Raw genomic sequence first — 22,557 nt, 5'->3', positions numbered from 1 at the left:
GCTCAGAATGTAAAAACGGTTCGCAAACCGGGTGGCCTGCGAACCGTTCCGCGGCCCTCAACGCGCAAGCGCGAGGACCGTAGCGAACCTTGGGGTGATCCAGCTCACAGGCGCTCGATAATGCCCGCCGCGCCCATACCCGTGCCGACGCACATCGTCACCATGCCGTATTTGTAGTTACGGCGGCGCAAGCCATGCACAACGGTCGACGCACGAATCGCGCCCGTCGCGCCCAGCGGATGGCCGAGGGCGATTGCGCCGCCGAGCGGGTTGATCTTCGCCGGATCGAGGCCGAGGTCCTGAATCACCGCCAGCGATTGCGCGGCAAACGCTTCGTTCAGCTCAATCCAGTCGAGGTCGTCGATCTTCAGGCCGGCGGCCTTCAGCGCGGCCGGAATCGCTTCCTTCGGACCGATGCCCATGATTTCCGGCGGCACGCCGCGCACGGCGAAGCTGACGAAACGCGCGAGCGGCGTGAGATTGAATTCCTTCAGCATCTTTTCCGACACCACGATCAACGCGCCCGCGCCGTCCGACGTCTGCGAGCTATTGCCCGCGGTCACCGAACCCTTGTTCGCGAACACCGCGCGCAGCTTGGCGAGACCTTCGAGCGAGGTTTCCGCGCGCGGGCCTTCGTCGAGCGACACTTCGCGGGTCTTCACGCGGACTTCGCCGGTGGCGAGATCGGGGAAGCGCTCGGTGATTGTGTACGCAGCGATTTCGTCGTTGAACTCGCCGGCTTGCTGCGCGGCGATGGCGCGGCGGTGCGATTCCACCGAGAACGCGTCCTGCGCTTCGCGGCTGATCTTCCAGCGCTCGGCGACTTTCTCCGCCGTCAGGCCCATGCCGTAGGCGATGCCGACGTCTTCATTGCGATCGAAGATATGCGGCGACATGGACGGCTTATTGCCCATCATCGGCACCATGCTCATCGATTCGCAGCCGCCCGCGATCATCGCGTCCGACTCGCCGACGCGGATGCGGTCGGCGGCCATGGCGAGCGCGGTCAGGCCGGACGCGCAGAAGCGGTTCACCGTCACGCCGCCGACGCTATTCGGCAGGCCGGCCAGCAGCGCGCCCATGCGTGCGACGTTCAGCCCTTGTTCCGCTTCCGGAATCGCACAGCCGATGATCGCGTCTTCGATCACCTTGGTGTCGAGGCCGGGCACTTGCGCCACGGCCGACTTGATCGCGTGCACCAGCAGTTCGTCGGGGCGCGTGTTCTTGAACATCCCGCGCGGCGCCTTGCCGATCGGCGTACGGCTCGCGGCGACGATGTATGCGTCTTGCAATTGCTTTGCCATTTGAAGCTCCTTTGTCGACCAGAGTTAGCGCTTCAGCGCTTACTCTGGTCCCATGCAGTCTCATCGCGGTCGACGAGAGTTAGTGCTTTAGCGCTTACTCTCGTCCCATGCAGTCCTATCGCGGTCGACCAGAGTTGGCGCTTCAACGCTTACTCCGATCCCATGCACGTAGTGCGGTCCGCTCGTCGCTTAGTTGCGCACCGGCTTGCCGGTTTGCAGCATGCCCATGATCCGTTCCTGCGTTTTTTGCGTGCCGAGCAGATCGACGAACGCACGACGCTCGAGTTGCAGCAGCCATTCCTCATCGACCAGACTGCCCGCTTCCACGTCACCGCCGCACACCGCTTCCGCGATACGGCTCGCGATCAGGAAATCGTGCTCGCTGATGAAACGGCCGTCGCGCATGTTGACGAGCGACGCCTTGATGGTTGCGATCGCCGAACGCCCGGCCACCGGCACTTGCGTAACCCGCAGCGGCGGACGATAACCCGCCGACGACAACGCACGCGCTTCCTTCTTCGCAACGTCGAGCAGTTCGAACACGTTGAAGACGATCGTGTCCGACGGTTTGAGGTAACCCATCGCGCGAGCATCGAGCGCGGAGGCCGAGACCTTCGCCATCGCCGCGTTTTCGAACGACTTTTGCACGAACTTCAGCAGGTCGTTGGTGGCGCCCACTTGTGTCGCCGCTTCCGCCGCACGCAACGCCGCTTCCTTCAGGCCGCCGCCCGCGGGCACAAGACCCACGCCGACTTCCACCAGACCGAAATAGCTTTCGATATGCGCGACGCGCTTCGCGCTGTGCAGCGCCAGCTCGCAGCCACCGCCGAGCGCGATGCCCGACACGGCCGAGATGACCGGCACGCTGGCGTACTTCACGCGCAGCATGCCTTGCTGGAATTTCTTCACGAACGGCTCGATGCCCTTGGCACCGCCCATCATGAACGCCGGCATCGCTTCTTCGAGGTTGGCGCCCGCGGAGAACGGACCGCCCGGCGTGCCGAGCTTCAACGACGTCGGCTGCCACACCACCAGACCCTTGTAGTCCTTTTCGGCGAGTTCGATCGCCTGCGTCAGGCCGTCGATCACCGACGGTCCGATCGTGTTCATCTTGCTCTTGAACGATACGATCAGGACGTCGTTCTCACCGGCGCGATCGTCGACCCATGCGCGCACGGCGTCGGTCTCGAACAGCGTCTTGCCGTAGGTCTTCGGATCGGCCTTGGTTTCGCCGACCAGCGGCGCACGGAACACCTGCTTGTCATAGACCGACAGCGACGAGCGCGGCACGAACGTCTTCGAAGCCGGCGACCACGAACCTTCGTTCGTATGCACGCCGCCCTGCTCGGCCACCGGCCCTTCGAGCACCCACGAAGGCAGCGGCACGTTCGAGAGTGCCTTGCCCGCCGCGATATCTTCCTGCACCCATTCGGCGACCTGTTTCCAGCCAGCCGTCTGCCAGCCTTCGAAAGGACCTTCGTTCCAGCCGAAACCCCAACGGATCGCCAGATCGACGTCGCGCGCGTTGTCGGCGATCGACTCCAGATGCACGCCGATGTAGTGATACACGTCGCGGAAAATCGCCCACAGGAACTGAGCCTGCGGATGCTCCGATTCGCGCAGCAGCTTCAGACGCTCCGCCGGCGGACGCTTCAAAATGCGGCCGACCAGTTCGTCAGCGTTCGCGCCGCCGTCGACGTACTCGCCCGTCTTCGGGTCGAGCACCTTGATCGCCTTGCCTTCCTTCTTGTAGAAGCCGCCGCCGGTCTTCTGACCCAGCGCGCCCTTCTTCACGAGTTCAGCGAGCACGGCCGGCGTTTCGTAGACCGGGAAGAACGGATCGTCCTTCAGCGTGTCCTGCATCGTCTTGATGACGTGCGCCATCGTGTCGAGACCAACCACATCGGCGGTACGGAACGTGGCCGACTTCGCACGGCCCAGACGCGCACCGGTCAGATCGTCCACTTCGTCGAAACGCAGACCGAATTTCGCGGCTTCGGTCACGACAGCGAGAATCGAGAAAATCCCCACACGATTGGCGATGAAGTTCGGCGTGTCTTTCGCGCGCACGACGCCCTTACCGACTACGCTCGTCAGGAACGACTCGAGTTGATCGAGGATTTCCGGACGCGTGGTCGCGGTCGGGATCAGCTCGACCAAATGCATGTAGCGCGGCGGGTTGAAGAAGTGCACGCCGCAGAAGCGCGCCTTCAGTTCGTCCGAGAAACCCTCCGACAGCGCCGTGATCGAAAGACCCGACGTATTGGTCGCGAAAATCGCGTTCGGCGCGAGATGCGGCGCGACCTTCTTGTACAGGTCGTGCTTCCAGTCCATGCGTTCCGCAATGGCTTCGATCACGAGATCGCATTCGGCGAGCTTCTCGATGTCGTCGTCGTAATTCGCGGGCTGGATGTATTGCGCGTCGTCCTTCACGCCGAACGGCGCCGGCGACAGTTTCTTCAGGTTCTCGATCGCCTTCAGCGCGATCGCGTTCTTCGGGCCTTCCTTGGCGGGCAAGTCGAACAGCAGCACGGGCACCTTGGCGTTGATCAGGTGCGCGGCGATCTGCGCGCCCATCACGCCGGCGCCGAGCACGGCTACCTTGCGAATGATCAGATTGCTCACGTCGTTCCTCCGGGGAGTTATGCGATGCCGCGAAGCCTCATGGGACGCTTCGCGATGTGTGGCTGACGGCAGGCGCCGCGGGTTTCGACACGCGCGACGCCTGCGTTGATGTTTGCCTGACGCTGCGCTTAGAACAGCGCTTCTTCGACGTCCATCAGCGACTTCGAACCCGCGCGTGCCTGACGGATCGTCATGGCCGTTTCCGGCAGCAGCTTGGCGAAGTAGAAGCGAGCCGTCGCGAGCTTGGCCTTGTAGAACGGATCGCCCGACGCTTCCTTATCCAGCGCGACGCGTGCCATGCGGGCCCAGAAGTACGAGAACACCAGGTGGCCGACGGTGCGCAGATACGGCACGGCGGCGGCGCCGACTTCGTCCGGGTTCTGCATGGCCTTCATGCCGATTTCCATCGTCAACTTCTGCACCTTTTCGCCGATGTCGGCGAGCGGGTTGATGAACTCCTGCATTTCCGGCTTCACGCCTTCGGCTTCGACGAAATCGGACACCAGCTTGCCGAACTTCTTCATCTTCGCGCCCATGTCGCCAAGAATCTTGCGGCCGAGCAGATCGAGCGCCTGAATCGCGTTGGTGCCTTCGTAGATCATGTTGATGCGCGCATCGCGCACGTACTGCTCCATACCCCACTCGGCGATGAAACCGTGGCCGCCGTAGATCTGCATGGCGTGGTTGGTGCTCTCGAACGCGTTGTCGGACAGGAACGCCTTCAGGATCGGCGTGAGCAGCGCGACGAGGTCGGCGGCTTCCTTGCGCACCGATTCGTCGGCGTGCGACAGTTCCTTGTCGATATGCAGCGCGGACCAGTACGAGAATGCGCGCGCGGCTTCGGCGTAAGCCTTCTGCGTAAGCAGCATGCGGCGCACATCCGGATGCACGATAATCGGGTCGGCCGCCTTTTCCGGCGCCTTCGGGCCGGTCAGCGAACGCATCTGCAAACGCTCTTTCGCGTACGTCAGCGAGTTCTGGTAACCGATTTCCGTGAGGCCCAGGCTTTGCATGCCGACGCCAAGACGCGCGGCGTTCATCATCACGAACATCGCGTTCAAGCCTTTGTTCGGCTCGCCGACCAGCCAACCCTTGGCGTTGTCGAGATTGATCACGCAGGTTGCGTTGCCGTGAATGCCCATCTTGTGTTCGATGGAGCCGCACTTCACGCCGTTGCGCTCGCCCGGTTCGCCCGCTTCGTTCGGCACGAACTTCGGCACGATGAAGAGCGAAATGCCCTTGGTGCCGTTGGGCGCGCCCGGCAGACGCGCGAGCACCAGGTGAACGATGTTCTCCGCGAGATCGTGTTCGCCGCTGGAGATGAAAATCTTCGTGCCGCTGATCGCGTACGAGCCGTCGCTGTTCGGTTCGGCCTTAGTGCGCAGAATGCCGAGGTCGGTGCCGCAATGCGGCTCGGTCAGACACATCGTGCCGGTCCAGACGCCGGCGACCAGTTTCGGCAGATAGCGCTGTTGCAATTCCGGCGTGCCGTGCGCGTGCAGACATTCGTACGCGCCGTGCGAGAGGCCGGGGTACATGGTCCACGCCTGATTCGCCGAGTTCAGCATTTCATACAGCGCGTTGTTGACGAATGCGGGCAGGCCCTGGCCGCCGTATTCCGGATCGCAGCCCAAAGCGGGCCAGCCGGCTTCGACGTATTGTGCGTAGGCTTCCTTGAAGCCCTTCGGCGTGGTCACGACGCCGTCGCCGACATACGTGCAGCCTTCCTGATCGCCGCTGTGGTTGAGCGGGAACAATACTTCGGAGCAGAACTTGCCGGCTTCTTCGAGCACCGCATTGATCGTGTCGGCATCGAGATCCGCGTGCTTCGGCATCTGCTTGATTTCGGCTTCGACGTTAAGCAGTTCGTGCAACACGAATTGCATGTCGCGCAGCGGCGCGGCGTACTGTCCCATGACTCTCTCCCAAGTTTGACAAGAAGCCAGGCCGCTAGCTGAGTCCGTGGATCGGAACTTTCTGCGCCGCTGAATCCGCCTGATTGGCGGCGACGCTGCTAACGGCTTTCGCTTTGATACGAAACAATCAATTTTTCCAGCGCGGCCCACGTGAGACGCACCGCATCCGGCAAGTGCAGGAAGCGCGCGTCGTGATGCAGACCGAGCGTGAAGCTGTACAGTTCGAACAGCATCAGTTGCGGATCGGTGTCGGCACGCAGATGCCCTTCTTCCATTGCCTGCGAAATCGCGCGCGTGAGCGCGGCACGCCAGACCGTCACGCTCGACACCAGTTGCTCACGCACCGGGTTATCCGCGCGATCGTCGTATTCGACGGCGCCGCTGATGTAGATGCAGCCGGTGGTGACTTCCTGAATGCGTTTCTCGATCCAGCGGGAAATCATCGCGCGCAAGCGCGGCAATCCACGAGGCTCGCGCAAACTCGGGAAAAACACCTCGTCTTCGAAACGACGGTGATATTCGCGCACGACTTCGACCTGCAAATCCTCGCGCGACCCGAAATGCGCGAACACCCCGCTTTTGCTCATTTGCATGCGCTCGGCCAGCAGCCCGATCGTCAGACCTTCCAGTCCGTCGCGGCTTGCCAGGTCAAGTGCTGCTTCGAGAATTGCGGCTCGCGTCTGTTCGCCTTTTCGCATAGCTTTTTACCGTTCTAATGTGACCGAAAGAAAATCGAACGGCCGTACTATTATTGAGTGCTGCCGTCCGCGAAACAAGGACTTTATTAGAAACCGGTTTCTAACCTGGTTTCAATTCTGCGGCATTCGTCAATCGGAGGAAGGAGATTTTTTAGAGGCGTTTGCCTGAAGTTTGCCTTGGGAGAGGGCCGCTCGTCTAAGTGCACGGTTTCTCCGATCCACGTAGCCGGCCGACATGATGCAGCAGGTCGGTCGGAATGCAGAAGCGTTTGGCGTATCGCGGGTATTCCGGTCCACGTTCACAAGGGCGCGCATTGCCGGTCGGAACTTGTGCCGAACGTTCTTCGAGATGCAGACCTGCCACGGCGCTGCGGCCCGTGGTGGCGGACCGCTCAGGCTTGCTCGGTCGGAACAGGCAGGAAGAAAGAAGCCCCGGCCGGACGCGTTCTCGTGTGCCGGAAAAGCTTGCGTAAGCGCAGCGGCACGGTGCGCCGGCACGTCGCTATGCTCGGCACATCGCGACGGGAGGCAAAGACGCAATCCGGGATATCACGGGCTGTCGTCACGGCCACACACTTGGCGCCGGCATCCCGCGTAACGGTCGAGTGTCAGGCCCGGTTGCTCATTGCCGCCGCAAGATGCGGTGTCGAAGTAGCGACGGAAATCACCTGACCGGGGTTGTCGATCAATGCCGCGGTAGCCGCGAAGTCGGTGATTTCGTCTGTCCAATCGATTAGCCCGCGCTCGCTTGGCGGCGTCCAAAGCACAGCGGCTCAAGCATTGCGCTTGAGCCGCCTCGTGCTCCACCGGCATTGTTCACAACCGCATTGCCGCGAGTCAGTCGTACCCGCCCACCGTCAGCAACTTCATCACGGCCCGATAGGTCGTGTAGGCGAGCCAGTTGAGCACACGCTCGCCGGCCGGCCGGGCGTCGTAACGCGCCTCGTCGATACGGCGCGCGTCCTTGAAGGCGACGAGAATTGCCTCGCGCAATGCGTCGATCGAAGGGTCGTTCACCAGCACGACATTGGCTTCGTTGTTGAGCATCAGGCTCAGCGCGTCGAGGTTCGACGAGCCGACTGTCGCCCACTTCGAATCCACCACCGCGACCTTGCCATGCAGCAGCGTTTTCTCGTACTCGGCGATCTGCACGCCGGCCCTGAGCAACGCGCGATATAGAAACGGCACCGCGTAATCGAGCGCCCTGAACTCCTTGCGCCCGATAATCAGCTTCACCACGACGCCGCGCCGCGCCGCGAACACCAGCGCGCGCCGCAGCTTGCGCCCCGGCATGAAATACGGATTGGCGAGCAGCACCTCGTTGCGCGCCTGGCCGATTGCAGCCAGATACGCCTTCTCGATAGCGCGCCGGTTGATCAGGTTGTCGCGCGCGACGAACGCCACGCACGGTTGGCCGCCCGCCCACAATTCCTCGTTACGGCGCCTGCGGCGACGGCGCAGACTCCCGAGCGAGGCCGCGGTCTTCGGCCCGAGATCCGGCTGCATCGACTCGATCGGTCGATGCCCGAGCCGGATCCGCCTCCACTGCACCTCGAACGCCTGGCGGATATCGGCAACCACCGGTCCATGCAATTCGACCGCGAAGTCCCAGCGCCGGTACGGCAGCTTCTCGCCGTTGTTCTCGTAGTCGTCAACGATGTTGATACCGCCGCAGTACGCGAACTGATCGTCGATCACCGCCAGTTTGCGGTGCGTGCGCGAAAAGCCAAAGCGACCGAACAGATGCGGGTTGTAGATGCGATGGTCGATGCCGGCGGCGGGCCATTCGTTGAACAGCGGCAAACGCGCGGTGCCGATACCGTCGGTAATCACCCGCACCCTCACGCCGCGCGCGGCGGCGCGCAACAGCGCGGCGCTCACCGCCTTCCCGGCGTTGTCATGGCAGAAGATATAAGTTTCGAGCGCCACGTCGCTCTGCGCGGCATCGACACGCGCGATCAGGGCGCTGAAGAACTCGTCGCCGGAACGCAGCAGCTTGACGTCGTTGCCGCTGGTGAAGCGGTAACGCTGCCAGTAGCGGCGGCCGAGCAGCGATTGCCGAAGTCGCGCGAAACGGCGCGCGCCGCCGACGCTCACCGGCCACGCTCCGTGGGATGCCCAATGTCGGCACGCCCACTGAGCCGCTTATGCAACCTTGTCGGCAACTGCAGGATCGCATCGGCATTGGACGACGAAAAGCAGCGCGACGCCGCCTCGTCATACGGCAGCCACAGAAACGCGGTGTGTTCGCGCGGCGCCAGCGTGACCTCGACTTGCTCGGGCACCTGCAAGCTGAACCAATGCTCGGTGTTATGGATCACGCCTTCGGCATAGCGATAGCGGAACTCCGGGTAGATCTCGTATTCGATCGAATATTGCCAGTCGAACAACGCGCTGTGCGGCACTTGCGCGCCGCCCACCACAATGCCGGTCTCTTCGGCGACTTCGCGCGTCGCCGTCTCGACGAGCGGCTCATCGAGCCGGTCTTTGGAGCCCGTGACCGATTGCCAGAAACCGGCGTGATCGGCGCGCTCGATCAGCAGCACGTCGAGCGCGGGCGTATGGATGACAACGAGTACGGATTGCGGAATCTTCGGCGGTTTCGGCATGGCGTGAAAACTGGGCGCAACGCTTGCGCGGTACATGTCGGAGATGAGTCCAATGAGCGGTCGAAGCCGTTGCATCGACTGTAACGCAAAAAACGAAAAAGGCGCATCACACGAAGTGATCACGCCTTTTTCGGTTGCTCATGCTGTCGTTTTTCAGACAGCACTGACTGGACTCAAGCCATTACACCTTCGGTTCCGGCTGACGCAGACGGATATGCAATTCGCGCAACTGGCGCTCGTCCACTTCGCTCGGCGCCTGCGTGAGCAGACACTGCGCGCGTTGGGTCTTCGGGAACGCGATCACGTCGCGGATCGAGTCGGCGCCGGCCATCATCGTGACGATGCGGTCCAGACCGAACGCGATACCGCCGTGCGGCGGCGCGCCGTATTGCAGCGCGTCGAGCAGGAAACCGAACTTGGCTTGCGCTTCTTCCGCGTTGATCTTCAGCGCGCGGAACACCTTGCTCTGCACTTCTTCACGGTGAATACGTACCGAACCGCCGCCGATTTCCCAGCCGTTCAGCACCATGTCGTAGGCCTTCGCGAGGCAACGCGCCGGATCCGTTTCCAGATACTCGAGGTGCTCGTCCTTCGGGCTCGTGAACGGATGATGCGCGGCGACGTAGCGGTTGTCTTCCTCGTCGTATTCGAACATCGGGAAGTCGACCACCCACAGCGGCTTCCAACCGGTCTCGACGAGACCATTGGCCTTGCCGAATTCCGAATGACCGATCTTCAGACGCAGTGCGCCGAGGCTGTCGTTCACCACCTTCGCGCGATCCGCCGCGAAGAAAATGATGTCGCCGTCTTGCGCGCCGGTGCGCTCGATGATCGCCTTGACCGCTTCGTCGTGCAGGTTCTTGACGATCGGGCTTTGCAGACCGTCGCGGCCCTTAGCGACTTCGTTGACCTTGATCCACGCGAGGCCCTTCGCGCCGTAGATGCGCACGAATTCCGTGTAGCTGTCGATGTCGCCACGCGAGAGCTCGCCGCCCTTCGGCACGCGAATGGCCGCGACACGGCCGTCTTTCGTGTTGGCCGGCGTGCTGAACACCTTGAAGTCGACGTCGCGGACCGCGTCCGTGAGGTCGGTGAATTCGAGCTTCACGCGCAGGTCCGGCTTGTCCGAACCGAAGCGGCGCATGGCTTCCGAATACAGCATGACCGGGAATTTTTCGTCCAGCGTGACGCCGATCGTTTCCTTGAAGACGTGACGGATCATGTCTTCGAACAGGTCACGAATTTCCTGTTCCGACAGGAACGAAGTCTCGCAGTCGATCTGCGTGAATTCCGGCTGACGGTCTGCGCGCAGGTCTTCGTCGCGGAAGCACTTGACGATCTGGTAGTAGCGATCGAAGTTCGCCACCATCAGCAGCTGCTTGAATAGTTGCGGCGATTGCGGCAGCGCGAAGAACTGGCCCGGGTTCGTACGCGACGGCACGAGGTAGTCGCGCGCGCCTTCCGGCGTGCTCTTGGTGAGCATCGGCGTTTCGATGTCGATGAAGCCCAGCGAGTCGAGATACTTGCGTGCCTCGATCGCGACGCGGTAACGCAGACGCAGGTTGTGTTGCATCTGGGGACGGCGCAGGTCCAGCACGCGATGCGTGAGACGCGTGGTTTCCGACAGGTTGTCGTCGTCGAGCTGGAACGGCGGCGTGATCGACGGGTTCAGCACGATCAGTTCATGGCACAGCACTTCGATCTTGCCGCTCTTGAGCGCGGCGTTCGTGGTGCCTTCCGGACGGCCGCGAACCACACCCTTGATCTGCAGGCAGAACTCGTTGCGCACGCCTTCGGCGGCCTTGAACATCTCCGCGCGGTCCGGGTCGCAGACGACCTGGACGAGCCCTTCGCGATCGCGCAAGTCGATGAAGATGACGCCGCCATGGTCGCGGCGGCGACTCACCCAGCCGCACAGCGAGACGGATTGGCCCAGCAGTTCTTCGGTCACCAGACCGCAGTATTGAGATCTCATCGACATGATGTTTGTCTTTCGTTTTGCATTGGTTGAACGGCGCGTGGCATGGAAACGCTACGTGCCGCGTTACAGCGGAGGCTCGACTGTCGTGCGGCGCACCGGCGCCGGCGGCGCGGACGGCGCCACGACGCCCATCGAGACGATGTACTTGAGCGCGGCGTCGACCGTCATGTCGAGCTCGATCACTTCGCTCTTGGGCACCATCAGGAAGAAGCCGGAGGTTGGATTCGGCGTAGTCGGCACATACACGCTGACGTGATCTTCTTTCAGGTGATTGATGACGTCGCCGCCCGGAATGCCGGTCAGAAACGCAATCGTATAGGAGCCGCGGCGCGGGTACTCGATCAGCAGCGCCTTGCGAAACGCGTTGCCGCTGCTCGACAGCAGGGTATCGGACACCTGCTTGACGCTGGTGTAGATCGGGCCGACCACGGGAATGTGAGCGACCACGACTTCCCACCACTTCACGAGCTTCTGCCCAATGAAGTTCTGCGTCAACAGCCCAACGACAAAGATAAAGGCGAGCGTGAGCACTGCGCCGAGGCCGGGCAGGCGAAAGCCGAACAGGCGCTCCGGCTGCCACGCGCGCGGCAACAGAAGCAGCGTCTGGTCCATCGTGCCGATGATCAGACCGAGCACCCACAGTGTGATGGCCAGAGGCACCAGCACCAGCAGGCCAGTCAGGAACACCGATTTGAGCGTCGTTTTTTTCGTCGTCATGTGTACCGCCAGAAAGCCGCGCGGACCGAAGCCCAAGGCGCGGCGTGTGCGCCGCCCGGGAGGGCGGCAGTCCTACTAGGTGCTGCCGGAACCGCTCGAACTCGCCGAAGCGGCTGGTGCGGCAGCAGGCGCGGACGGCGTCGCAGCCGTGCTGCTGGCCGGCGCCGCGTCGGATTGCGTGGCGCCGTTATTGGCGCTCGCGCTCTCGCCGGAGGCGCCATTCGAGGCGCCGTTGGCGTCGGGCTTGGCCGGCGCGCTCGCGCCGCCGTTGCCGCCGCGAAAGTCGGTCACGTACCAGCCGGAGCCCTTCAACTGGAAGCCGGCGGCCGTGACCTGCTTGCGAAATGTGTCTTTCCCGCACTCAGGACACTGCGTCAATTGCGGGTCGCTGATCTTCTGAAGCACGTCCTTCCCGAAGCCGCATGATTCGCAACGATAAGCGTAGATCGGCATGATCTTTTTCCCTACTGAAATCTAGTAAACGCTTGCAAAGCCTTGAATTATAGCCGCAAACGATATCCCGCCCCCGGATTTCGGGGACAAGCGCCCGACGCAGCCGCCGTTGCGTTAAGTGGGGGCGGCGGTAGTCGAATCAAGTGCGACGGGCGTCGCCATCAAGCACTGCAGTCTCGCAGTCAAACGCGGCGACGCCAGGTTAGCCAGCGCTCACGTCCCGCGAAGACGGCGATCGAGTCGTGCACGGGTTCGTCTTCGATCAGCTCGAAGTACGGCTTGAGCAGCCCGTCGAGTTCCGCGCGCTCGATGCCGAACGGCGGCCCTTTCGGCGTCGCGCCGATAAAAAAGAAGCCTGCGAGCAACGCGCCGCCGGGCAGCAGGTCGGCCATTCGTCGCGCATAGTCAGCACGGCGCGCGAGCGGCAGCGCGCAAAGGAAAGCGCGCTCGTAAATCCAGGCGGGTGTAAAAGGCAGTTCGTATGTGAAGAAATCCGCCTGCTCCACCAGATCCGCATGCTGTGCGCCCAGTTGCTCATGCGCCGCCGCAACCGCAGCCGGCGAAAAGTCGATCGCCCGGACCGGGTAGCCGTGCCCGGCCAGCCAGACCGCTTCGTACGCACTGCCGCAACCTGGAATCAGCACGGCGGCGCCGGCGTGGCGCGCGGCGAACGACTCAAACGCGGACGGCACGCCCGCCTGATCCCACGGCATGAAGCCGCGCTCGAAACGCTCGTCCCAGAACTCGGGCGAGTTGGGATCGCGGCTCTCAAACTCAGGCGCGGAAGGTTGGGTCGGGTCGCTCATCAGTTACCTCGCAGGGATCGCAATCAACCGCCGTAAGCGAGCGCCAGAAACGCCCGCGCCAACACCGCGCCGACGCCGACCGCCACACCGAACAGCAGCAAGCCTTGCAACAGCCGGTTGGTGCGCTTCTGCTCGAGCAGAATCTGGCGAATCATGTCGTCGTTCGCGCCGCGTTTGTTGTCATGACGCTCGGCCAGCGCATGATGAATCAGGCGCGGCAACTGCGGCAGTGTCTTGCTCCACTGCGGCGCCTCGATCTTCAGACGCTCGTACCAGCCGCGCAGGCCGATCTGTTCGTTCATCCAGCGCTCGAGGTAAGGCTTGGCCGTCTTCCACAGATCCAGTTCAGGATCGAGCGAGCGGCCGAGCCCTTCCACGTTCAACATGGTCTTTTGCAGCAGCACCAGTTGCGGCTGGATCTCGACATTGAAACGGCGCGAGGTCGAGAACAGGCGCATCAGAACCTGGCCGAGCGAAATATCCTTCAGCGCGCGATCAAAGTACGGCTCGCAGACCGCACGAATGGCGCTCTCGAGTTCCTCGACGCGGGTGGTCGGCGGTACCCAGCCCGACTCCAGATGCAGCGTGGCGACGCGATGGTAATCGCGCTTGAAGAACGCGAGGAAGTTCTGCGCGAGGTAGTTCTTATCGAAGTCCGACAGCGCGCCGATAATGCCGAAGTCGAGCGCGATATAGCGGCCGAAGTGCGCCGGATCGAGACTCACCTGAATGTTGCCCGGGTGCATGTCGGCGTGAAAAAAGCCGTCGCGGAACACCTGGGTGAAGAAGATTTCGACGCCTTCGCGCGCAAGCTTCGGAATATCCACACCCGCGGCGCGCAGCGTCTCCACCTGGCTGATCGGCACGCCGACCATGCGCTCCATGACGAGCACCGTGGGCGTGCAGAACTCCCAGTACATCTCCGGCACCAGCAGCAGATCGAGCCCGGCGAAGTTGCGCCGCAACTGGCTGCCGTTGGCCGCCTCGCGCATCAGGTCGAGTTCGTCGTGCAGGTATTTGTCGAATTCGGCGACCACCTCGCGCGGCTTCAGACGCTTGCCGTCGGCCCACAGGCGCTCGGCCCACACGGCGATATCGCGCAGCAACGCGAGGTCGGAATCGATCACGGGCAGCATGTTCGGGCGCAGCACCTTCACGGCCACCGCCTTGCCGGCGTGCTGCCCTGCCTTCACCGTAGCGAAGTGCACCTGCGCGATCGACGCGCTCGCCACCGGCACCCGCTCGAAGTCGTCGAACAGCACGTCGACCGGTGCGCCGAGCGCATTTTCCACCAGCCTGATCGCCACCGCCGATTCGAACGGCGGCACCTGATCCTGGAGCTTGGCGAGTTCGTCGGCGATATCGACTGGCAGCAGATCGCGCCGCGTCGACAAAACCTGCCCGAACTTGACGAAGATTGGTCCGAGGCTTTCCAGCGCGAGCCGCAGACGCACGCCCGGCGGCGCGTCGAACTTGCGGCCGATCGTGGTGATACGCAGCAGCAGACGCACGCGCCGGTCGTTGACGCGGCTAAGCATCATCTCATCGAGACCGAAGCGGATGACCGTAAAGAAAATCTTGAGGAAACGCAGAAAACGCATAGTTGTGCCCGGTGACTAGCGCGTGCCGCGCGACGTGGCGGCGCCGCCCGACGCATGAGCGCCGCGGGCTTCGACCTTCTGTTCAAGACGCTCAAGGCGCTTTTCCACGCGCGCCAATGCGTCGCGCGCGCGAGCCAGTTCGACGTTGAAGTCTTCCAGCGCGGCACGGCGCACCAGTTGCGGATTCTCGTCGAGCAGATATTCGGCGGCGGTGTCGAGCAGATTGCGGCCGGTCCGCTGCACATGTTCGCCAACCGTGCGTACGACCGACGCCACCCTATAGGCCGGGCCGTCGCCGATGAATTTGGCCAGGTCTTCTTCCGGCTCCCAGCGCAGATGTTCGGCGAGCCTGGCGATCACGGTGGCGAATTCGGCATCGCCTTCGATCTTCACATGCTTCATCACCGCCGCCTGGCCGCCTTGTACGAAGGCGGGCAGCGCGTCGGACGGCACGGAAATGGTCACGTCGAACTGCTGCGCCTCGGTGGCGGCGACCGCGCTCAGATAGCCGTCCGGTTGCACCAGCAGCATCAGCACGACCGGCGGACAGGACAGTCTCGCGGTCTTGCCCGCGTAGGGGGCGAGGCGCTCACGAGCCCACGATTCGCGGGCGAGCAGATGATTGACAGCAGCAGCGAAGGGCTTGGCGGCGAGGGTCATTGAAAGTGGCAAGAAAAAACCCGCGCGAGCGAGGTGCCCGCGCGGGTTCCTATTGTAACGTCCGTTCGCTTCGCGGCCTGCTATGCCGAACGGCCAACGTGCGGTGCGAAGTCAGAAGGCGCTGTTGCGTCGCGCAGCCCCTGTTGCACCGCCCGCCTCAGTGCTGCGCCACCTGCTGGATGCCGGCCAGCAGCCAGCCTTCGCCGGGACGGTTCGCCTTGGACAGGTTCCAGACTTCGACGAACGGCTCCGCCGCCGCGCCCGGCGCCTCGCGAATCAGGCCCGAGAAGCGGACGCTGGCGAAATATTCGTTGGCGCGCTCTTCCACGCCCAGCAGTTCGGCGTTCAGTTGCACCACGTCCGTCTGATTCGTCTCGGCGCCGCGCGAGGACAGATCGACCTTCACCTCGGCGAACATCTCCGGCGTGGTGAATTCGCGGATGTCCTCGGTGTTGCCGACGTCCCATGCGGCCTGCAGACGTACGAAGTAGACCTTGGCGTTGCGCAGGAAGGCTTCCGAGTCGAAGCCGGCCGGCACCACGGGCGCGGCGTTGATGGTCGGCGTGTTGAGCGGGTTGCCTTGCTGTTCGAGATACGAGCCGGTGGGCGGCGCGCTATAACGCGGTTCCTGCGAGTAGCCCGTGCCGCCCGAGTTCAGCGACGGCGAACTGCCCGCATACGCCGGTTGCGCCGAGTCACGCTTGCGACCCATAAAGCGGCGAATCAGCCAGATGCCGATCATGGCGATGATCGCAATCACGATGATATTGGCCATGGCGCCCGCGAACGCCCCGCCTAGGCCAAAGTGCGACAGCAACGCGGCGATGCCGAGACCGGCCGCCAGACCGGCGATCGGCCCGAGCCAGCGCGACCGGTTAGGCTGCGCGGCGGGCGTCGGCGCGGGCGCCGGAGCCGGTTGCGCGCGCTGCTGCATGGCCTGATTGCTTTGGGAGGGTTGCGACGGCGCGGACTGCTGCGTCACGCTATTCGACTGACGGCCGATGCTGCGGCCACCGCCCATGCGGCGAGCTTCCGCATCGAGCGAAGCGAGGGAGCCGGCCATGATCAGACCGACCACCGCGATCAGTCCGATTCTTCTCACCAGCGACCGCCCAACCTTACGGGGAGATAACACACCTGAATCGGACATTTTCGTACTTTCCTTTAAAAATCGATGGGTTAGGGACCCTAGTATTTGGTCCCCACATGTAAAGCTACCACGCCAGCTGACAAATTGTAATATTTGACGCCGTCCAGGCCCGCTTGTTCCATCATTGTTTTCAAAGTTTCCTGGTCCGGATGCATCCGGATCGATTCCGCGAGGTATTGATAGCTCTCGGCATCTTTCGCAAAGCGTTCGCCCAACCACGGCAACACCTTAAAAGAATAGACGTCGTAGACCTTTTTGAGCGGATCCCACACCTTCGAAAATTCCAGCACCAGCAGACGCCCCGCCGGTTTCAGCACGCGCCGCATTTCCGCCAGCGCCACATCTTTATGCGTCATGTTGCGCAAGCCGAATGCCACCGTGACCACGTCGAAGTAATTGTCCGGAAAGGGGATTTTCTCGGCGTCGCAAAGCAGCGCCGGCGTAATCACGCCCTTGTCCAGCAGACGGTCGCGGCCCACCCGCAGCATCGATTCATTGATGTCGGTGTGCCAGACTTCACCGGTGTCGCCCGCCTGCTTCGCGAACGCCTTCGACAGATCGCCCGTGCCGCCCGCGATATCGAGGACCTTGTAGCCCGGCCGCACATTGGCCTGGGCGATCGTGAACATCTTCCACGCGCGGTGCAACCCGCCCGACATCAGGTCGTTCATCAGGTCGTAGTTGGCGGCAACCGAGTGGAACACGCCCGCCACCTTCTGCGCCTTGTCCTGTTCGTCGACCGATTGAAAGCCGAAGTGGGTTTTGCTCATCGCGCTCGTCCTTTCGCGTATTCTGAAATGTTGCGCCGCATCAGCGCGGCGTTCGGGGCGAATCGTATCAGTGACAGTGCCCGTGCGCAGCGCCGGCTTGAACCATCGGCGTATCGCGGTCGACGCCGGCCGCCTGAAGTTTGGCGAGATAGTCGCGCCAGAGTTCATCCTGGCGCACGGCCATGTCGTGCAGCAGGTCCCACGAATAGATGCCGGTGGCGTGTCCATCCGAGAAAGTCGGCTGCAGCGCGTAGTTGCCGACGCCTTCGATCATCGTGATCGTTACTTCGCGTTTGCCGGTCTGCAACGTTTCCTGACCGGGGCCGTGGCCCATCACTTCCGCCGATGGCGAATACACGCGCAGCAGTTCGAACGGCAGTCGATAAGATTCGCCGTTTGCGTACTGCAATTCGAGCACACGCGATTTGGAATGCACGACGACGCCGGTCGGCACCGGAGTATCGGGAGTCAGTCCACTCATATTGACCTCATAAAGAACGCCGCCTCAATTCTTCTTGCCCTTCGCGGGCCTGGCGCGGATGCGACAGGTTCGCGAGATTCAAGCTCAAGCCAGCGCCAGTTCGATTTCCTGCCGGACCGCTTCGCGCAGCAACGTAGCTTGCGCGCGGCGCGACGACAGCATGGCTTCGGACACCGTGCGCTGGCGCGGCGCCCAGATGGGCAGCGGGAAATGAGCGTCGTTTGAAAAACGCGGAATCACATGCCAGTGCACGTGCGGAACCTGGTTGCCGAGGCTCGCCAGGTTGACCTTTGCCGGGACAAGGATGCGCCGGATCGCGCGCTCGACCGCGTACACGGCCTTCATCACGCGATCGCGGTCATGTCCGTCGAGGTCGGAAAACTCGGCCACATGCTCGTTCCAGATGACCCGGCAGAAGCCCGGGTAATCGTGTTCATCGGCGAGGACGACACGCAAGGTGTCGTCGTGCCACAGCACATCGCCGCCATCTTCACGGCAAAAAACGCAATCCATCGTCGTCCTCAGGCAAAAATCGTCAGTCGTGCCATTAAACCAGCACGCGCTCGATTCCGCCATTGTTCGCACGCTGCACGTAGTCGACCATCCAGTCTTCACCGAGCACGTGACGTGCCATCTCGACGACGATGTAGTCCGCCTCGATGCCCGCGTCTTCGTTGTAACGCGACAGACCTTGCAGGCAGGACGGGCAGCTCGTGAGGATCTTCACGTCGGTGGCGCCCTTCGGCTGCGGACCGTCGCCGGCCTTGAGCACCGACCCTTCAGGCGCACCGGCCGAGCCGGCCGATGCGTTCGCCGGGTTGATGCCGTTCGCGCCCGCTTCGGCCACCAAAGGAATGCCGCGCAGCTTCGCCGCGCCCTTGCGAATCTCCTCTTCCTTGCGGAAGCGAACCTGTGTCGAAATGTCAGGACGGGTGACCGCGAGTGTGCCGGATTCGCCACAGCAGCGATCGTTCTTCTCGATCTTGTAGCCGTCCTTCTCCGAACCCATCAACTGGTTGACGAGCTTGATCGGGTCCATCGTCTTGATCGGCGTGTGGCACGGGTCGTGGTACATGTAGCGCACGCCGTTCACGCCGTCGAGCTTCATGCCTTTCTCCAGCAGAAACTCGTGGATGTCGATGATCCGGCAGCCCGGGAAAATCTTCTCGAATTCGTAGCCGGCAAGCTGGTCGTAGCACGTGCCGCACGACACCACCACGGTTTTGATGTCGAGGTAGTTCAGCGTATTGGCGACGCGGTGGAACAGCACGCGGTTATCCGTGACGATCTGCTCGGCTTTGTCGAACTGGCCCGAACCGCGCTGAGGATAGCCGCAGCACAGATAGCCCGGCGGCAGTACGGTTTGCACACCCGCTTCCCACAGCATGGCCTGCGTGGCAAGGCCGACCTGCGAGAACAGGCGCTCGGATCCGCAGCCCGGGAAGTAGAACACCGCTTCCGTGTCGGCGGTGGTCGTCTTCGGATTGCGGATGATCGGGACGATCTTGTTGTCCTCGATATCGAGCAACGCGCGCGCGGTCTTCTTCGGCAGATTGCCCGGCATCTTCTTGTTCATGAAGTGGATCACCTGCTGCGTGACCGGCGGCTTGCCGACGGTTGCCGGCGGGTGCGCCGTCTGCTTCTTCGTGAACTTCTTCAGCACTTCGTTGCCGAGACGCTGCGCCTTGTAGCCGACGCCCATCATCGCGGTGCGCGCGAGGTTGATGGTCTGCGGATTAGTGGCGTTGAGGAAGAACATGCCGGCCGCATTGCCCGGGTTGAACTTCTTCTTGCCCATCTTGCGCAACAGGTTACGCATGTTCATGGTCACGTCGCCGAAGTCGATCTTCACCGGGCACGGCGTCACGCATTTGTGACACACGGTGCAGTGATCCGCGACGTCGTTGAACTCGTCCCAGTGCTTGATCGACACGCCGCGGCGCGTCTGCTCTTCGTACAGGAACGCCTCGACCAGCAGCGAGGTGGCGAGAATCTTGTTACGCGGGCTGTACAGCAGATTCGCGCGCGGCACGTGGGTCGCGCACACCGGCTTGCATTTGCCGCAACGCAGGCAGTCCTTGATCGACTCGGAAATCGCACCGATGTCGCTCTGCTGCATGATCAGCGATTCATAACCCATCAGGCCGAATGACGGCGTGTAGGCGTTGCGCAGGTCGGCGCCTTCAAGCAGCTTGCCCGCGTTGAAGCGGCCGTGCGGATCGACGCGCTGCTTGTACTGGCGGAATTCGCTGATCTCGTCTTCCGTCAGGAATTCGAGCTTGGTGATGCCGATGCCGTGCTCGCCGGAAATCACGCCGTCGAGCGAACGCGCCAGCTTCATGATGCGCGCGACCGCCGTGTGGGCGTCCTGCAGCATCTCGTAGTTGTCGGAGTTGACCGGCAAGTTCGTGTGCACGTTGCCGTCGCCCGCGTGCATGTGCAGCGCGACGAACACGCGGCCACGCAGCACCTGCTTGTGGATCGCCTGGGCTTCGTCGAGGATCGGCTTGAACTCGCCGCCGTTGAAAATCTGGCGCAGTTCCGCGCGGATTTCCTGCTTCCACGACACACGGATCGTGCGGTCCTGCGTGACGTGGAATACGTTGACGTCCGGCTGCGCGTCCACACGGTCGGCGAATTTCTCCGCCATCGCTTCGTAACCGAGGCCGACCAGATAGTGCTGCGCTTCACGCAACGAAAGATCGAGCTTGTCGCGCAGGAACTCCCAGCGCGTGCGCACGCGCTTGAGCAAGTCGAGCGCCTGTTGCACGCGGTCTTCGAGCAGTTCGGCGCTGGGGATTTCGTTGGCGTCGTCGCTCTTGCCGAGCGGCAGCTTGCCGCCCTTGAAGAACGCTTCGAGCGCGTCGACCAGTTGCAGCTTGTTCTTGATCGACAGTTCGATGTTGATGCGTTCGATGCCGTCCGTGTACTCGCCCATGCGGTCGAGCGGGATCACCACGTCTTCGTTGATCTTGAACGCGTTGGTGTGTTTGGCGATCGCCGCCGTGCGGCTGCGGTCGAGCCAGAAACGCTTGCGCGCCTCGGCATTCACCGCGACGAAGCCTTCGCCGCTCTTGCCGTTGGCCATGCGCACCACTTCCGAGGTGGCTTGCGCGACCGCGTCCGCATCATCTCCGACGATGTCGCCGATCAGCACCATCTTCGGAAACGCGTTGCGCTTGCTCTTGGTCGCGTAGCCGACCGCGCGCAGATAGCGCTCGTCCAGATGCTCGAGGCCGGCGAGAATCGCGCCGCCCTGCTTCGACGTCTCGAACAGGTAATCCTTGATTTCGACGATGCTCGGAATCGCGTCGCGCGCCTGGCCGAAGAATTCGAGGCAGACGGTGCGCGTATGCGCCGGCATCTTGTGCAGCACCCAGCGCGCGGACGTGATCAGCCCGTCGCAGCCTTCTTTCTGCACGCCCGGCAGACCGGCGAGGAATTTATCCGTGACGTCCTTGCCGAGACCTTCCTTGCGGAACACGCGGCCCTTGATGTCGAGCGCTTCCGTGCGCATGAGTTTTTCGCCCGGCGCGTAGTTGCCGTCGAACCAGTCAAGCCGGAAACGCGCGACTTCGATGTCGTGAATCTTGCCCATGTTGTGGTCGAGGCGCGTGACTTCGAGCCAGTTCCCTTCCGGGTCGACCATGCGCCACCAGGCGAGATTGTCCAGCGCCGTGCCCCACAACACCGCCTTCTTGCCGCCCGCGTTCATCGCGACATTGCCGCCCACACAGGACGCATCCAGCGAGGTCGGATCGACGGCGAACACGAAACCGGCCTGCTCGGCCGCTTCGGTCACGCGACGTGTGACCACGCCCGCGCCCGAGAAAATCGTCGCGACTTTACGGTCGACGCCCGGCAGTTCGGTCATTTCAACCGCGCCGAGCTGTTCGAGCTTTTCCGTGTTGATCACGGCCGAGAACGGCGTGAGCGGCACCGCGCCGCCCGTATAGCCCGTGCCGCCTCCGCGCGGAATCACGGTCAGCCCGAGTTCGAAACATGCCTTGATCATGCCGGCGATCTCGGCTTCGGTATCCGGCGTGAGCACCACGAACGGGTATTCGACGCGCCAGTCGGTTGCGTCGGTCACGTGCGAGACGCGGGACAAACCGTCGAACTTGATGTTGTCCTTTTCCGTCACCTTGCCCAGCACCTTGGTCGCGCGCTTGCGCAGATCGTAAGTTTTCTGGAACTCGCTGGCGAATTCGTCGACGGCGCGGCGCGCGGCCTGCACCAGCGTTTCGACACGCGCGGCGCGGTCGACGCCCGCTTCATCGCCGTGTTCGGTCAGATCGGCGCGACGGCGCTTCTCGATCTCGCTCAAACGGTGATGCAGCGCCTCGATCAGCATCGCGCGGCGCTTCGGGTTGTCGAGCAGGTCGTCCTGCAGATACGGATTGCGGCGCACCACCCAGATATCGCCGAGCACTTCGTACAGCATGCGTGCCGAGCGGCCGGTGCGGCGTTCCGCGCGCAATTCAGCCAGCACGGCCCAAGCTTCGTCGCCGAGCAGGCGGATGACGATTTCGCGATCGGAAAACGACGTGTAGTTGTAGGGAATTTCGCGCAAACGCGCTTCTGGATCGGCAGCCACCGTAGCGGCGGCTCCGTGCGGATCGAAAACTTGAGGTGCGTTCATGTTTGGACGACTCGGTAGGTCAACCGGGCGCGCTCGTCGATGAGGCGTCGGCTGACGGCGCGCGTGGCGCGCAATGCTGGAAATCTTCTAGGGGAGCGAAGCTCGACCGACGGCCAAACCCACACCGGTCGCTTCGCGGCGCTC

The 22,557-nt window shown here is 62.8% G+C and carries 17 protein-coding genes; all 17 read right to left on the bottom strand.

What is annotated here, in order from left to right:
• Window positions 1-104: 104 nt before the first annotated feature.
• Window positions 105-1,304: an acetyl-CoA C-acyltransferase gene (locus BPHYT_RS03230; protein WP_012431724.1), complete on the bottom strand. Its 1,200-nt coding sequence runs from the start codon at window positions 1,302-1,304 to the stop codon at window positions 105-107.
• A gap of 189 nt (window positions 1,305-1,493) precedes the next feature.
• Window positions 1,494-3,929 carry a 3-hydroxyacyl-CoA dehydrogenase/enoyl-CoA hydratase family protein gene (locus BPHYT_RS03225; RefSeq protein WP_012431723.1) on the bottom strand — a complete coding sequence of 812 codons (2,436 nt, stop codon included), beginning with the start codon at window positions 3,927-3,929 and terminating at the stop codon, window positions 1,494-1,496.
• 128 nt (window positions 3,930-4,057) lie between these two features.
• Window positions 4,058-5,845: an acyl-CoA dehydrogenase C-terminal domain-containing protein gene (locus BPHYT_RS03220; protein WP_012431722.1), complete on the bottom strand. Its 1,788-nt coding sequence runs from the start codon at window positions 5,843-5,845 to the stop codon at window positions 4,058-4,060.
• A gap of 98 nt (window positions 5,846-5,943) precedes the next feature.
• Window positions 5,944-6,543 carry a TetR/AcrR family transcriptional regulator gene (locus BPHYT_RS03215; protein ID WP_012431721.1) on the bottom strand — a complete coding sequence of 200 codons (600 nt, stop codon included), beginning with the start codon at window positions 6,541-6,543 and terminating at the stop codon, window positions 5,944-5,946.
• An 837-nt stretch (window positions 6,544-7,380) separates the two neighbouring features.
• Window positions 7,381-8,640 (bottom strand): cardiolipin synthase ClsB, encoded by a 1,260-nt coding sequence (clsB, locus tag BPHYT_RS03210; protein ID WP_012431720.1) that lies wholly within the window; start codon window positions 8,638-8,640, stop codon window positions 7,381-7,383.
• Window positions 8,637-9,152 (bottom strand): dihydroneopterin triphosphate diphosphatase, encoded by a 516-nt coding sequence (gene nudB, locus BPHYT_RS03205; RefSeq protein WP_012431719.1) that lies wholly within the window; start codon window positions 9,150-9,152, stop codon window positions 8,637-8,639. The genes clsB and nudB overlap by 4 nt, the downstream gene beginning before the upstream one ends.
• A gap of 181 nt (window positions 9,153-9,333) precedes the next feature.
• Window positions 9,334-11,133 carry an aspartate--tRNA ligase gene (gene aspS, locus BPHYT_RS03200; protein ID WP_012431718.1) on the bottom strand — a complete coding sequence of 600 codons (1,800 nt, stop codon included), beginning with the start codon at window positions 11,131-11,133 and terminating at the stop codon, window positions 9,334-9,336.
• 63 nt (window positions 11,134-11,196) lie between these two features.
• Entirely contained in the window at window positions 11,197-11,850 is a 654-nt protein-coding gene (locus BPHYT_RS03195; RefSeq protein ID WP_012431717.1) for a DUF502 domain-containing protein, read from the bottom strand.
• A gap of 75 nt (window positions 11,851-11,925) precedes the next feature.
• Complete coding sequence (locus BPHYT_RS03190) at window positions 11,926-12,303, bottom strand: FmdB family zinc ribbon protein (RefSeq protein WP_012431716.1); 378 nt, start codon at window positions 12,301-12,303, stop codon at window positions 11,926-11,928.
• Between the two features lie 182 nt (window positions 12,304-12,485).
• Window positions 12,486-13,109 carry a methyltransferase domain-containing protein gene (locus BPHYT_RS03185; protein ID WP_012431715.1) on the bottom strand — a complete coding sequence of 208 codons (624 nt, stop codon included), beginning with the start codon at window positions 13,107-13,109 and terminating at the stop codon, window positions 12,486-12,488.
• A gap of 23 nt (window positions 13,110-13,132) precedes the next feature.
• Window positions 13,133-14,710, bottom strand: a complete 1,578-nt coding sequence (gene ubiB / locus BPHYT_RS03180; RefSeq protein WP_012431714.1) for a ubiquinone biosynthesis regulatory protein kinase UbiB — start codon at window positions 14,708-14,710, stop codon at window positions 13,133-13,135.
• A 15-nt stretch (window positions 14,711-14,725) separates the two neighbouring features.
• A complete protein-coding gene (locus BPHYT_RS03175; protein ID WP_012431713.1) occupies window positions 14,726-15,370 on the bottom strand; it encodes a ubiquinone biosynthesis accessory factor UbiJ in 645 nt (214 codons plus the stop codon).
• Between the two features lie 157 nt (window positions 15,371-15,527).
• Entirely contained in the window at window positions 15,528-16,520 is a 993-nt protein-coding gene (locus tag BPHYT_RS03170) for a Tim44 domain-containing protein (protein ID WP_012431712.1), read from the bottom strand.
• Window positions 16,521-16,558: 38 nt separating this feature from the next.
• On the bottom strand, window positions 16,559-17,290 hold the full coding sequence (gene ubiE, locus BPHYT_RS03165) for a bifunctional demethylmenaquinone methyltransferase/2-methoxy-6-polyprenyl-1,4-benzoquinol methylase UbiE (protein WP_012431711.1): 732 nt from the start codon (window positions 17,288-17,290) through the stop codon (window positions 16,559-16,561).
• A 67-nt stretch (window positions 17,291-17,357) separates the two neighbouring features.
• Window positions 17,358-17,771 (bottom strand): gamma-butyrobetaine hydroxylase-like domain-containing protein, encoded by a 414-nt coding sequence (locus BPHYT_RS03160; protein ID WP_012431710.1) that lies wholly within the window; start codon window positions 17,769-17,771, stop codon window positions 17,358-17,360.
• Window positions 17,772-17,855: 84 nt separating this feature from the next.
• The gene (locus BPHYT_RS03155) at window positions 17,856-18,284 is read right to left on the bottom strand and encodes an HIT family protein (protein ID WP_012431709.1); all 429 of its coding nucleotides are present in this window, start codon (window positions 18,282-18,284) and stop codon (window positions 17,856-17,858) included.
• Window positions 18,285-18,318: 34 nt separating this feature from the next.
• Window positions 18,319-22,413 (bottom strand): DUF3683 domain-containing protein, encoded by a 4,095-nt coding sequence (locus BPHYT_RS03150; protein WP_012431708.1) that lies wholly within the window; start codon window positions 22,411-22,413, stop codon window positions 18,319-18,321.
• Window positions 22,414-22,557: the final 144 nt, after the last annotated feature.

Source organism: Paraburkholderia phytofirmans PsJN (assembly GCF_000020125.1).
Classification (GTDB): Bacteria; Pseudomonadota; Gammaproteobacteria; order Burkholderiales; family Burkholderiaceae; genus Paraburkholderia; species Paraburkholderia phytofirmans.
This window is presented reverse-complemented; position numbering and strand designations above follow the sequence as displayed.

What these genes read in the sequence shown, in the direction of transcription:
- BPHYT_RS03195 (WP_012431717.1), bottom strand. Translation starts at nt 11,850, where the DNA reads ATGACGACGAAAAAAACGACGCTCAAATCGGTGTTCCTGACTGGCCTG.
- ubiE (WP_012431711.1), bottom strand. Translation starts at nt 17,290, where the DNA reads ATGAGCAAAACCCACTTCGGCTTTCAATCGGTCGACGAACAGGACAAG.
- BPHYT_RS03190 (WP_012431716.1), bottom strand. Translation starts at nt 12,303, where the DNA reads ATGCCGATCTACGCTTATCGTTGCGAATCATGCGGCTTCGGGAAGGAC.
- BPHYT_RS03220 (WP_012431722.1), bottom strand. Translation starts at nt 5,845, where the DNA reads ATGGGACAGTACGCCGCGCCGCTGCGCGACATGCAATTCGTGTTGCAC.
- aspS (WP_012431718.1), bottom strand. Translation starts at nt 11,133, where the DNA reads ATGTCGATGAGATCTCAATACTGCGGTCTGGTGACCGAAGAACTGCTG.
- BPHYT_RS03175 (WP_012431713.1), bottom strand. Translation starts at nt 15,370, where the DNA reads ATGACCCTCGCCGCCAAGCCCTTCGCTGCTGCTGTCAATCATCTGCTC.
- ubiB (WP_012431714.1), bottom strand. Translation starts at nt 14,710, where the DNA reads ATGCGTTTTCTGCGTTTCCTCAAGATTTTCTTTACGGTCATCCGCTTC.
- BPHYT_RS03215 (WP_012431721.1), bottom strand. Translation starts at nt 6,543, where the DNA reads ATGCGAAAAGGCGAACAGACGCGAGCCGCAATTCTCGAAGCAGCACTT.
- BPHYT_RS03185 (WP_012431715.1), bottom strand. Translation starts at nt 13,109, where the DNA reads ATGAGCGACCCGACCCAACCTTCCGCGCCTGAGTTTGAGAGCCGCGAT.
- BPHYT_RS03150 (WP_012431708.1), bottom strand. Translation starts at nt 22,413, where the DNA reads ATGAACGCACCTCAAGTTTTCGATCCGCACGGAGCCGCCGCTACGGTG.
- BPHYT_RS03160 (WP_012431710.1), bottom strand. Translation starts at nt 17,771, where the DNA reads ATGAGTGGACTGACTCCCGATACTCCGGTGCCGACCGGCGTCGTCGTG.
- BPHYT_RS03170 (WP_012431712.1), bottom strand. Translation starts at nt 16,520, where the DNA reads ATGTCCGATTCAGGTGTGTTATCTCCCCGTAAGGTTGGGCGGTCGCTG.
- BPHYT_RS03155 (WP_012431709.1), bottom strand. Translation starts at nt 18,284, where the DNA reads ATGGATTGCGTTTTTTGCCGTGAAGATGGCGGCGATGTGCTGTGGCAC.
- BPHYT_RS03230 (WP_012431724.1), bottom strand. Translation starts at nt 1,304, where the DNA reads ATGGCAAAGCAATTGCAAGACGCATACATCGTCGCCGCGAGCCGTACG.
- nudB (WP_012431719.1), bottom strand. Translation starts at nt 9,152, where the DNA reads ATGCCGAAACCGCCGAAGATTCCGCAATCCGTACTCGTTGTCATCCAT.